General features: G+C 58.0%; 8 protein-coding genes and 1 tRNA gene. 5 read left to right on the forward strand and 4 right to left on the reverse strand.

Annotation, left to right across the window (positions count from 1 at the left end):
- Window positions 1-169 precede the first annotated feature (169 nt).
- The 5 genes from HFP54_RS00820 to HFP54_RS00840 all read left to right on the forward strand — a co-directional run bounded on the left by HFP54_RS00820 (window position 170) and on the right by HFP54_RS00840 (window position 6,005).
- Window positions 170-1,147 (forward strand): ZIP family metal transporter, encoded by a 978-nt coding sequence (locus HFP54_RS00820; protein WP_168563726.1) that lies wholly within the window; start codon window positions 170-172, stop codon window positions 1,145-1,147.
- Window positions 1,148-1,483: 336 nt separating this feature from the next.
- Window positions 1,484-2,521: a DUF1559 family PulG-like putative transporter gene (locus tag HFP54_RS00825; RefSeq protein WP_168563727.1), complete on the forward strand. Its 1,038-nt coding sequence runs from the start codon at window positions 1,484-1,486 to the stop codon at window positions 2,519-2,521.
- Between the two features lie 8 nt (window positions 2,522-2,529).
- Window positions 2,530-2,934, forward strand: a complete 405-nt coding sequence (locus tag HFP54_RS00830; protein ID WP_168563728.1) for a hypothetical protein — start codon at window positions 2,530-2,532, stop codon at window positions 2,932-2,934.
- Between the two features lie 10 nt (window positions 2,935-2,944).
- Window positions 2,945-4,600 (forward strand): BamB-related PQQ repeat family beta-propellar protein, encoded by a 1,656-nt coding sequence (locus HFP54_RS00835; RefSeq protein ID WP_168563729.1) that lies wholly within the window; start codon window positions 2,945-2,947, stop codon window positions 4,598-4,600.
- An 85-nt stretch (window positions 4,601-4,685) separates the two neighbouring features.
- Window positions 4,686-6,005 carry a hypothetical protein gene (locus tag HFP54_RS00840; RefSeq protein WP_235951166.1) on the forward strand — a complete coding sequence of 440 codons (1,320 nt, stop codon included), beginning with the start codon at window positions 4,686-4,688 and terminating at the stop codon, window positions 6,003-6,005.
- Between the two features lie 76 nt (window positions 6,006-6,081).
- Here HFP54_RS00840 and HFP54_RS00845 read toward each other — a convergent pair whose 3' ends face one another.
- The 4 genes from HFP54_RS00845 to HFP54_RS00860 form a co-directional block, all read right to left on the reverse strand.
- Entirely contained in the window at window positions 6,082-6,786 is a 705-nt protein-coding gene (locus HFP54_RS00845) for a HoxN/HupN/NixA family nickel/cobalt transporter (RefSeq protein WP_168563731.1), read from the reverse strand.
- Between the two features lie 322 nt (window positions 6,787-7,108).
- Window positions 7,109-9,775, reverse strand: a complete 2,667-nt coding sequence (locus HFP54_RS00850; protein WP_235951167.1) for a sulfatase-like hydrolase/transferase — start codon at window positions 9,773-9,775, stop codon at window positions 7,109-7,111.
- Window positions 9,776-10,671: 896 nt separating this feature from the next.
- Window positions 10,672-10,744: transfer RNA gene (locus HFP54_RS00855), tRNA-Lys, on the reverse strand.
- A 140-nt stretch (window positions 10,745-10,884) separates the two neighbouring features.
- Entirely contained in the window at window positions 10,885-12,519 is a 1,635-nt protein-coding gene (locus HFP54_RS00860) for an anthranilate synthase component I family protein (protein ID WP_235951168.1), read from the reverse strand.
- Between the last annotated feature and the right edge of the window lie 75 nt (window positions 12,520-12,594).

Consider the following 12,594-nt stretch of genomic DNA (forward strand, 5'->3'; position numbering starts at 1 on the left):
TGCAAGTGTAGGATCGTTTGCCGCTCGGGTCAAGCAATCATCTTGTCTGCCGCGTGCGTTTTCTCTGGTGGACTTGTTGCCGGCGGGCAGGCTCGGCCTGGGACCAAAACCGGATTCGGCAGCCCACGGCGGTATATGAAACCCGATTGCATCTGGGTATTTTGCCGGGATGAATACGTTTGCACTGCTTGCCGTCTATTGCTGCCTGATCGCTTTTGTCTCCTTGGCCGGTGGGCGTTTGACGTCGCTGATCCGGATGACGCACCTCCGAACCCAGCTGCTGATGAGCGGCGTGGGCGGATTGATGTTGGGCATCGCTTTGCTGCATCTGCTGCCACACGCCACTGAAATTCTGGGATCGCCCAGCCGTGCCGGCACGGGGGCACTGTTGGGGCTGACGTCGATGTTTCTGTTGATCCGGTTGTTTCACACGCACGACCATGGCGTGCCCGCAGTGGATGATTCAGGGGAATCGGCGGCAAGCGATGGTGAAGGACCCGACCATTCACACGGCGGTTCGGGATGTGATCACGAGCCGGTGTGCGACCATCACCATCGCCACGACCACGGATCGAAAGGCATCAGTTGGGTGGGGTTGTTTTTCGGGCTGTTGCTTCACACGTTGGTCGATGGCGTCGCGCTTTCGGCCAGCGTCATTGCCGAAGCCGATCACGGTGCGTGGCTGGGGTTGGCGGGACTGGGGACGTTCCTGGCCGTTGCCCTGCACAAGCCTTTGGACGCCTTCGCGATCACTTCGGTAATGAATCGCCAGCGTTGGTCGGTCGCCGCACAATGGGTCGCTAATTCGTTGTTTTCCCTGGCGTGTCCTGTCGGGGCGATCGCGTTCTATTTTGGCGTCAGCGGGTTGGTGGACCATCCAGATCTGTTGGGTTGGGGATTGGCCGTAAGCGCAGGATTCTTCATCGGAATCGCCCTGGCCGATCTGCTGCCGGAGGTCGCGTTCCATGATCATGATCGCGGCAAGCTAACTCTGGTGTTTCTGTTGGGAATCGTGGTGGCGTTTGCCGTCGAAAATCTGCCCGGTCATTCCCATGACCATGGTCACTCTGCTGGCCATCAATCGGCGGGAGATACGCACGACCACGGCCAACATGATCACAGCCATGCGGGCGGTCATTCGCACTAGCGGTTTTCTATCGGCGCGCTGGTGCGATCGGGCAGCCTTTGCGGCAATTGTTCCGCTGGGCTCGTCTTGCCGCGGCCGTCGTTGACCGCCTGATGTTCAGCGGCTGATGTTCAGCGACTGTTGGTCGTGAGCTATCTCGCGTGGTCGATACGCCGCGGCAATCACGTTCTGGATAGGGCGTTTCTGGTCCGCTCCCCCCTGCGTTTTGAAGGGTGGTTTCCGCGTGGCTCAAACGCTTTTGCAATTGGTGTGCAATAGCGATTGACGCCTCCCGTGCGCTCGCTAGATTTGCAATCGTTGTGCAGGAGCAGTTGTTGTGTTTTTGAGAGGTCCGTCATGTCAAAGCGGTACCGCGACGCTCGCGGTTTCACCTTGGTCGAATTGCTGGTGGTGATTGCCATCATCGGTGTGCTGGTTGGAATCTTGTTGCCGGCGGTTCAGGGCGCTCGCGAAGCGTCGCGTCGTATGTCGTGTAGCAATAACTTGAAACAGATGGCATTGGCCACGCACAACTATGAAAGTGCGTTCAAGGTCATCCCCGCAATGACGGGATCGAGTGACTTTTCGGTGCAAGCCAGGATTCTGCCCAACATCGAACAGGCCGGCTTGAGCGACCTGATCAACTTCGATCAGCCCTTGTTGACGGGGCCGCCCTGGATGGCCCGTTTCAATCCGAATCAGCGCCAAGCGATCGAAACGGTGGTGCCCACGTTTCAATGCCCGAGTGATCCGGGAGATCGCCTGTTTGAAACCACTTATGCCGACGGCGCCGATGGTTTTTCTGCCGGCCTGAACTACATGTTCAGCTATGGCAGCGGTACGGGGACCAACTACGACGATCGCTTCGAGACCGACGGCATGGTTTGGACCAATTCTTGGGCGGGTTTCAAGCACTGCATTGATGGGACGAGCCAAACCGTCTTGTTGGCGGAAACCGTTTTGGGAGACCAGTCCTCGAGAATGACCGAACCGTCGCCGGTCGGGCCGCATCGACGGACGGCCAACTGGAGCGGTTCAAGCAGCAATCCCGATGGGCCGGGATTCGTCACCGGTGGCGGTTTGATCGAAAACCCAGATCTGGAGACGGTTTTCCCCGACCAGATTTCTTCTTACAGCGGTACTCGTGGCCAGTCGTGGATCCGCGGCGTGCCCTATGCCACGGCCATCAACGGTTACCTGACGCCCAACCACCGCATCCCCGATGTCTCGTTGCACGGTCGCGGCTTTTATGCGTCACGGTCGTATCACCCCGGCGGTTCGCAGCACGCGATGTTGGACGGCAGCGTTCATTTCATCACCGAATCGATTGATCGGGAAACGTATCACGCTTTGTTTTCTCGCAACGGACGGGAGTCGGTGCAGTGGCCGGAATGATTGCGCGCATGCCGTCTGTCTTGGGTGGCTGTTGGCTGTGCGTCGTTGCGGGAACCCTGGGCTGCGGCGACGAAGGTGAATCGACGGACCTCTCCGGGGCCCCCGTCGTGTCGGTGGTTTATCGAGAGCAACCGTTGGCGGATGTCGAAGTTTCGTTAATGGAACGGGTCGATGGTGCTGTGATCGCCCAAGGTGTGACCGGCAGCGACGGGAAAGCTTACTTCCCTGACCTGCCCCAGCCCGAGCCGCAACGGTACTTCGTGCGGTTGCGATCGCTAGGTGATGGTGGCTGGATGTTGAATCAAAAGGTGGTGAACTCACTGACCGATACGACCCAGTTAAAGCCATTGAAGCAAGCGTCAACACAAGTCTTGGAACTGCCCTCCCACGCTGTTCGGACGCTGGCCCCCTGAGGATTTTGGAATGAAACCAATTTGTGATCCACGTCGTCTGTATCGTATTCGACTTGCGTACGGTTGCCTTTTGATTTCGGCTGTGCTGGCCAAACCCTCGCATACCCTGCTGGCAGCCGATACGTGGGGCAGTTTTCGCGCCGGCGGTGCATCCACGGCGGCATCACCGCTGCCCGTCCGATGGTCGGAAAACCAATCCATCGCCTGGCAACAGGAATTGATGGGCTATGGCCAATCGGCGCCAGTGATTTACGGCGGTCGACTGGTGGTCACATCCGTTGAAGGCTCGGGCTGTGAAACGTTGGTGGTCACGTGTTTGGATCTTCGCAGCGGCGAAACCCTTTGGATGTACCGGCATCGAGCATCGGCGACTCATCCGTCGACCTACATGTATTCGCGTGCCGCCCCGACACCGGTCGTTGATGCAAATGGCGTGTACGCGTTCTTTGAATCGGGGGATTTTCTGGGGCTGGACTGGTCAGGCCAACTGCGCTGGCATCGCAATGAGGCCGAAGCGTTTGGCAAGTTTGGCAACAACCACGGCATCGGTTCATCGCCCGCCGCCGATGATCATTCGTTGTATCTATTGATTGAGCATGACGGTCCGTCTTCTCTGGTTTCCATCTCCAAGGAAACCGGGCAAACCCAATGGAGCGTCGATCGTCCGTCGGTCAAGTCGTGGGCGTCGCCGATCGTTGCCAACGTTGATGGGCGCCATCAGGTGGTGGTCAGCAGCGGTGGATCGGTCTGCGGCTATCGCACCGACGATGGCAGTGCGTTGTGGCAGCTTGATGGGCTGGACGGAAACACGGTGCCTTCGCCTGTCGCGTCAGGCAATCGATTATTGATTCCCGCTCGCTTGCCGGAGTTTGCAGCCGACGGACAAGTCAAAGCGAATTGCTGTTTGGACTTGTCAAATATCTCCGATGGAAGCCCCGCGGTGCTTTGGCGTGCAGACAAAGCGATCAGTGAATACGCAAGTCCCGTTGTCTGTGGCGATTTCGCCTACTTCATCAACAAGGCAAGCGTGTTGCACTGCATTCATGTGAAGACCGGCGAAGTCGCCTATCGAAAGCGATTGTCGCTGGACTGTTGGGCCACCCCTATCGTTGCCGGCGATCTGATCTATTTCTTTGCCAAGAATGGTCAAGCCAAAGTGATTCGTAGCGGCGACACCTATGATGAAGTCGCCGTCAATTCACTTTGGGATCCTTTGTCTCCACCACTACCGACCCATTATGTCGAATCGACCGCGGCACAGACGCCGCATCATGGGCATGCATCGGTGGGGGAAACAACGGACGCTGACACGAATCATCACGCCGCCCAACAGCGTCACGGCGGTGACAAGCCACATGATGCTGGTGCGAGACCCGCTGGTGGAATGTTGGCTCGCCTGATGGCTGGCGACAAAAACGATGACGGAATTTTGGAAGGTGACGAAATCCCTGGAATGTTCCGCAGCATGCTGTCGCGTGTCGATGACAACGGCGACGGTCGCCTGGATTCCGACGAACTGAAAGCCATGGCCAAAAGCTTTGCCGAGCGACGTGCCGACGCGGCCGCCTCGGCACGCGATCCAATCGTCTACGGCGTCGCAGCAGCCGACGGTCGAATCGCGATTCGTACCGGCACGCGGATGTACGTCATTGCCGACGAAGGCTAGCCGCTGAATCAGCCGATGGCGGTGCCGGACCAAAGTGGGTGTCTTTCCTTTAGGTATGAATGATCCAATGATACGAAGAAATGTTTTGATTCTCTGGCTTATCGCCGCCGGTTTTTGCTCACCTTGTTTGGGCAAGGGGCGTGTGATCACGCGTTTGTTCTGGCAGGACGACGCCACGGCGACGGTACAGTGCGCCGATCTGAAAAAATCTTCCGACGGATGGACGCTGGCGCCAGTCGAAATTGAAGGCTTGCCGGAACTGGACACCATCGATCAATCGCTGGTTCAAATGCGGCAACACGATGGTTTACTGATTGTCGGTGTTCGCGATGCGGACGACGGTAACATCGGCAGTGGATGGTTTGCGATCGAATCAGGTGTGGTGGAAGAACCGCACGGTGACCATTCGCACTGGCGATTTCAACAATCGCCACGGGTGATCAGCTCTCGGATCGATTCGACACAGGGCAACCCGGCACACGTCTATCGATTCGACGATCATTTTGTATTGGCGAACGACCAACGCGACGGATTTACCGTGACGACCGCCGGTCAAATCCGACGTGCTGCGAATCCCAGTGATGCCACGTCGTTTCACTCCGGCGGTAACGGGCACATTACGCTGGCTGTTGTTCCGAATCGTGTCGCCTATGCGACCTGGATTGCCCCCGCCGGGGACGATGCGGGACGAGTGGACGTGGTCGGTTTGGGTGAAAACCAGGGACGTTCGTATTCGTTCCAGTGTCCGTCCGGAATGCTGCACGGTGCCGCGGTGAATTCCGGCAAAGCCTTTTTCGCTCCCGCCGACGGAGTCTGCTGGGTATCGGTGGACCCGGAAGTCGACGACGCCGACAACGTCAGCGTTCATCACCTTTCCCTGGGAACGGATGCCGACGATCAGCCGCTGCGGACGGGGGCATTCGAAACGATCGGACGCCATGTTTTGTTCGCCGCCGGCAAAGGCCCGGACACCAAATTTTGCGTCATCGACGCAGACGCTGCGAAGCCCACCGTCGACAGCCTGGCTTTTCCGTTGTCCGATGGCGAAGCAATGACAACCCCGGTGGCCACCAAGACGCGGTACGGTCAGACGTTGGCCTTCGCTTTCGTCGAACAGAAAGATGCACCGGAGAACGACAGGCTGAAAATCATCGATCTGGATGTCAATCGCGACGGCAGCTTTGAAGATCTAGCGCTGGTCGAAACGGTGGAAGTTGGCCCTAGCCAAATCGTCGGTCACGCCGGCCATCATTCCCTGACCGTGTTGCCAGATCGGCGTCACGCAGTCATCACCAATCCTGGTGATAGCAGCTTGTGGGTGATGTCGCTAACGGATTTTGACGTCTTGGCCAAGTTGGACTCCGGCGGCGCACCGACCCGCGTCGTCGCCGTGGGTGGCCCGTGATCGTGGGTGACCCGTAATTTGGTTGCATCAGGTCGCGGCTGTTCGAATGATAAGGTGGCCCGGTCGGACGGCCGAATCAGACGACCAGCCGCGCGGTGTAAAAGACGCCGATGCACAGGATCAGCCCGGCCCGAATGTAAGACCAGGGCAGTCGGGACAAATTTGATTTGGCCGAAAACAATCGAGTTCCAAACACCTGCACGATGATGCCGAAAAAGGTGATCGAACAGGCAATGCCGGCGGCGAACAGCCCGATGACGGCGTACGCTGCCACCGGTGTTCCAGTCGACATGCTGGTGAAATAGGCGGCCATCGCGGAGGGACAGGGAAGCAGGCCAAATGCGACGCCCAAAAGTGCACTCATCGAATAACTGGTGCGAGACCCAAACCCTTTCTTGGTGTCACAAGCATCGTCATGATGGCCGCCACAACTGCACTTCGAAGGCTTGCCGCGAAAAGCGACCGCCAGCATCCAAAGACCGACACACAAAACAAGGCCGGCACTGATCCACTGCATCGCCGAGGTGACCGCCACATCGTCGTGATGATGGTCGCCGGTGATCAGGTGATGGGAAAGGTGCACCGCTGCGGCGATCCCCATCATCGACAGACTATGCGCCGCCGCACTGGATAGGCCCATGACCAGAGGGTGCAGCCAACTTCGCCGCTCGCCAGACAAATAGACCAGCATCGCAGTCTTGCCGTGTCCGGGTTCCAACGCATGCAAAGCCCCCAGGCCGAACGCCAGGCCCAGGGTTAATTGATGAGCGTGATCATGCATCGTGTGAAAAGCCGCGTTTGGGGGTGGTGCTGATCCGTCGTGCAGTGTACGCCCCACTTTATCTGCCGGTTCGCTCAAAACCAGTCAATTTCGTCCGTCCCAACCCATCGCTGTGCCGTCGTCGCTGTGCCGTCGGCTGCTGTCGAAAGAGAGGCCTGTGCGTGGTCCAATCGGCGGTGACCTGCCCTGCCCTCATGATGATCGCTGGACTCGGCAGGATTCCACCGTCTTCCGATCTCAAATCGCCGGCCAGCCAAAGATTTTCGCGATTCCTCCTGCATGAAGACCGCCTTCCCCGCTGGTTCGCCCTAAGAGCTGAGATTCATTGCTCGTTTGCCTGATGGGATGCCGCAGCATTGACAAGCGTCCGCCAGGTTGGAAACCGATCCGCTGCGGCGCCGTCGTCCATCGCCGGGCCATTGACCAAGTGCCGTACAACCCGGATCAAATCAGGATCGAAATAGCTGGCGTACTCCATCACTCCCAATGCATCGGTCGGTTCATACAGTCGGCCGGTCCGGTACTTTTCAATCCCCGCAGCAGCACGGCGACGATCGAGATCGACTTTTGTATGGACCCATTCGGCGTGAGTTTTTTCGCCCATCGCATAAGGAACCAGAAAGTCCACCGACTTCTTGAGTGATCCACCTGCCGGCGAAGTCCACGAGTACAACGCGACTCCCTCGGCTCCCGCCAGCATTGCCAGTTCCATCGGCGGTTTCAGCGAACTGCCGTGGTAGGTCAAGCTGTCACGATGATTCAGGTCACGACTGCTGCCGTCCGCATAAAGGCTCTTTCGCACAAATCGCTTCACGCCTTCTTTGGCGGAATCGATCCAATCGTCGCGATCAAGAATCTGTCCGGCCATGGCCAACAGTCGAACACTCTTTGAATATCGATTGGTCAAATGGTCGGATGTCGCGACATGCTTTTCGTGAAGCTGTCCAATTCGCTGCACCCAGGCGTCGACACGCTGACGCTGCGATTCGCCAAACGATTCCCGAAGTGCATGATATGCCACCAACAACGGATAGAACTTGTTCTCGTTGACATCGTTGCCGGTCGGTTCGTAAGTCTCGGACCAGGCAGCAACCAAACGCCGCAGTGTCTTCGCGGCATCCTCGTCGCCAGTCGCTTGCCAGTATCGCACCAACACCGCGATCTCGCTCATCTGGTTCAAATGGGCAACGGTTTCGATCCGCCTCGGGTCGGTATTGACTAGACCTTCGTACTGAATCACCGCGATCGGTCGCGGGGCGATTCCGATCAATGGAACCGCATGCAGTTGAACTGACTTTGCCAACGCGGCAGCTTCCGTATCCGACTTCACCAGTTTCCGAAGTCTGGCCAGTTGCCCTTCGTCCAGCGGACTCACATCAGGAATCGAAAACTCTCCAACCTCTGACTTTTGGTCGTCGGAGGTGGCCGACCGTCGTGAAGACTTGCGTGCCGCCATGACGCGCGACCGAAGCTGTGCAGATAAGTTCTGCTGCATCCTGTCGTCATCGGCAACCGCGGATGTTTCACCCGGATCGGCGGACAGATCCGTCGCAACCGAAGCCACAACGGAATCTGGGTTGTTGTCTTTCCACCACTGCGTGTACCGATGCGTCGCGGTACGGATCGAGTGCCCGATCGTCGTGGCCTTGCCTATGCTGGACGGATAGGACGAATAGGCAGTGTCGCGGATTTCGGCGGACGGGTCATGAAGAACGGGCACAAGCGAGCGTCCTTGCAAGTGCGTGGGAAAAGGGACACCGGCCAGGTCGCAAAGAGTCGGATAGACATCAATCAATTCGACCAGCGAGGAAGTTGTCGTTCCCCGTTTCAGGTCGATTCCGGGATGGCGAATGATAAGCGGCACTCGTGTATCGACTTCAAAATTGGTGTGCTTGCACCACGATGAATGATCTCCCAGCTTCCAGCCATGGTCTCCCCAAAGAACGACAATGGTGTTGTCGGCAAGTCCACTATCGTCCAACGTGTCCAGCAGCCGTCCGATGTGCGCGTCGGTGTAGGAAACACAGGCGTGATAGCCGTGCAGCAGTCGCTGGTTCAGTTCCGTGTCCCATTGGGTTGGAGCTTCATCGGTTGGGACGTCACCATAGTGCTTGATCTCTCCAGGATTCAGTTTGGCTGCCTCGCTGGGGTATCCGGGCGGAATTCCTTTGTTTGGCGGCATCTGAAAATTGGTTCGCTGATACAGATCCCAGTACTTTTTCGGCGCGTTGAACGGAAGGTGCGGTTTGGTGAACCCGACGGCCAAAAAGAAAGGCTTGTCTTTGGCCAGCAACTTCGCATCAAGCATCCCATTGGCCGCGGATAAGGATGCGAATCTTTTCTCGGCGGCATTCGTTGTCGGTTCGTCAGCACTCGAAACCTCGTCCGCTGCCGGTGCCGCCGCTCGGCGACCAAGTTGCTTCAATAGTTTCACAGCAAGGTTGGCTCGTTGTCCGTCGATATACGCATGGTCCGCGACGTCGACCGACTCGGTGACTGGGCCTCGCTTGGGCCCCTTCGCCGTTTGCTTGTATGCACGGTCGTTGCGGTAATGCGTCTCAATGTTCTCTGGATCGACCCAGTGAGTCTCGTGCGAAAGATCAAACCAGCGATCCCAGTTGTCGCCATCAACCGCGTCATGCCCGACTCGCTCGTGATAGATTTTTCCAAGGCCGACTGTCAGGTAGCCGTGGTTCCGGAGTTGCTGGTTGAGCGTCGTTACGCCGGCCAGCTTTTTCCGCCAGTCTTTGACGTGATAGCTCCGCAGACCGGTCGATTCGGGATACAAACCGGTCATCAATGAAACACGCGAAGCCCCGCAAACCGCTTGGTTACAGTACGCGCGATCGAAACGTATCCCGCTGGCTGCCAGTCGATCGATATTCGGCGTGATCGCTTTGTTTCCATAGCACCCAAGTTCCGGGCGCAGGTCATCGACCGCGATAAACAGAATATTGGGCCTGTCCGCTGCGAAAGCGAAGGCGGGCAAGGCGAGTACGAGAATCGCAAGACGCAAGGCACATGATGCCAACGATCGGGGTAAATCAGCGACGTGCGAAGTTTTCGATTTCCGATTCGTCATGACGTTCGTTCTCTTGATGAGATGTCAGGTTTCAAAAACGTTGGCAGTTGACATGAGCTCACGTTTCCAGGCGTCGTCAGTATATCCTCGATACCGCCCGCGAGATCGCAAACACGGACTCTCGGTGTGCGACGTGTTCGGCCGAATCGGCTTGTCGCGCCAAATGGCCGAAATGGTTTAACGATCCGCGAGCAGTCTCTATGCGCGCTTGCGCGGCAAGTGATCTTCGCCCCTTATCTCGGCCCTTTATCGTGGCTGGACTCGCCAGAGTTCAGTCACCGTCGCCTCGACCTAACCATCACGCTGCCCTCACCAGCGCTCAAGTCTTCGTCTGCTCATCCAAAGATGCGTCGTCCACACGACCAACAATCATCGGCTCCCAAAAAGACCTCCATCCCCTCGGAGGCTTGTCGGCCATGCCTTCGCTCTCTGCCTCGGGAGCGTACCGATGAAACCGCAATGCCGTCACGGGGCCAAAAGACGACGCTACCATTTCACCTTGGACAGGCATCGGTGACGCCTTGGCAGAACCTGTGGGCATCGGCCCGAACCGATTTGGCCAATGGGCTTGGGATTCAAGGCGCAAGCAGCTGGATCGGCGACCAGGACAACACTGTGCTGAAGCACCAACTGATCCTTCGCGGTCGGAACTAAACCGAGCGGAACCGGTGCACCAAATGACTTGGACCCCTTCCGGGCCAAAATCGGTACCACCGCCGACGTTCGTGGGCGTCTGTGGACGCTTGCCGGAAAAAAGAAAAGCCGGAAAACACGTGGATTCACGTGTTTTCCGGCTTGGGCAGTACCCCCGCAAGGGCTCGAACCTTGGACCCAGGGATTAAGAGTCCCTTGCTCTACCAACTGAGCTACAGGGGCGTGTACTTCACGGAATCTTACCAAATGGATCGACTCTGACAACCAGTTCCATCGGCGTTTTACCGGACGGAATTGAGCGTTTTCGTGACCGCTTTTTCGACCCGCTTTTTGTCATTCGCCGGCCGATGCGGCGGGGACGTTCAGGTCGCGTCGAGGTTACGGAACGCCTGCAGCATGCCCTCGGCCTTGGACCAGGTTTCGTCCCACTCGGCCGCGGGATCGCTGCGTGCCGTCATCCCGCCACCGACGGGCAACAGCCAAGTCCCCGCGGTGGCCGTGACGGTACGAATCAGAATGTTGAAATCGGCGTCGATCTGCGAACTGATGTAGCCCATCGATCCACAGTAGGGGCCGCGGCGATGGGGTTCCAGTTCGGCGATCGTCCGCATCGCTTCGATCTTGGGCGCCCCGGTCACCGACCCGCCGGGAAAACAACACCGGATCAGGTCGACAAGACCGTGCGAGGGTTTCAAGCGACCGCGAACCACCGACACCAGGTGTTGAACGTATTGGTACTTTTCCAAACCGCACAACGTGTCGACCACGACCGAGTCGTCTTGGCAGACGCGCGACAGATCATTCCGCATCAGATCGACGATCATGATGTTTTCGGCCCGGTCCTTTTCGCTGTGACGCAACGCATTTCCGATCGTCTGGTCTTCATCGGTGCTCCGGCCCCGGGGACGCGTCCCCTTGATCGGCCGGGTGCTGACCAGACGGTCGCGGACTTGCAGGAAGCCTTCAGGCGATGAACTGAGGACCTGAAAATCGCCGGCGTCAAAGTAACCGGCAAAGGTGGCCGGGTTGGCTTGTCGCAGTTTTTCATACAAACGTGGACTATCGCAAACCGCGGGCGACGTCAAACGCTGGGCCAGATTGACCTGGAACGAATCGCCACGGCAGATCCGGTCGACGATCTGAGCGACGCTGGTCATGAAGCCTTGACGATCGAAATTGCTTGTCAGGTCGATTCCGTTTTTGGAAGCGGAATACACAGGAGACCCTGATGCGCCACTGGTGGGCTGTCGTCTCGGTGATCGGTCGACACCCGGGCGATCGGCAGACTTTGATACAGATGCCTCGCAAACAATTTGTTGCACCGGAGAGGCATTGGCAATCTTTTGGGCCAAGTCGTGGTCGTCGGTTTCCAGCCAACGCTGGAATTGATCCGCCCGGCAGACGGCTTGTTCTCGGGATCGTGTCGCGGTGCCGTCGAGAAATCCTTGACTGAACAACCAGTTTTGATTGGTGTGGTGGTCGGTTGCGATGACGACGTCGTACAGGCCGGCGGTCAGGGCGGATGTCGGCAGGTCATCATGCGGGCTGACGCCGACGGGTTCCAGCGATGCGCCCGCTTCGTAGCCGATGATCGTGGCGATACCGCCTTGAAACGGCGGCAAGCGGATGCCGTCGTCGTGTTGCAGGTTCCCAGCAGGCAATTGGTCGACCCAGTGTTGCAGTTGCGACCAGTCTAAGTGACCTTGCAGGGGTTGACCCGAAGGAAGATCACCGGGCGGGTCGCTTGCCGATGCGGGCGGAGCGATCTGGAGATTCAGTCGCAGCCAAGCGACCGGCGCGGCGGCCAAGAAGGAATATCGGTCCAGAGGACTGTCGGCGGGAGATTGATCTAGCGACGCGGTCGCTGAGTCGAACCAAACGCAACCAGGTAGCCGGCTGAAGCGGGAAAAGAGGTTCGCGGTATCGAATCGCTCGGGCAATCGCCGGACGACCGGCAATCCATCGTCGACGTCGTCACGTTCAGAACGTCGATTCAAAGGAACACCGAGAGTGCGATTTCAATGGAGAAAGTTTCGTCGGCGACACGATGCGACGACGGCCCCATGGGAACG

The sequence above is a fragment of the Crateriforma spongiae genome, from assembly GCF_012290005.1.
GTDB lineage: Bacteria > Planctomycetota > Planctomycetia > Pirellulales > Pirellulaceae > Crateriforma > Crateriforma spongiae.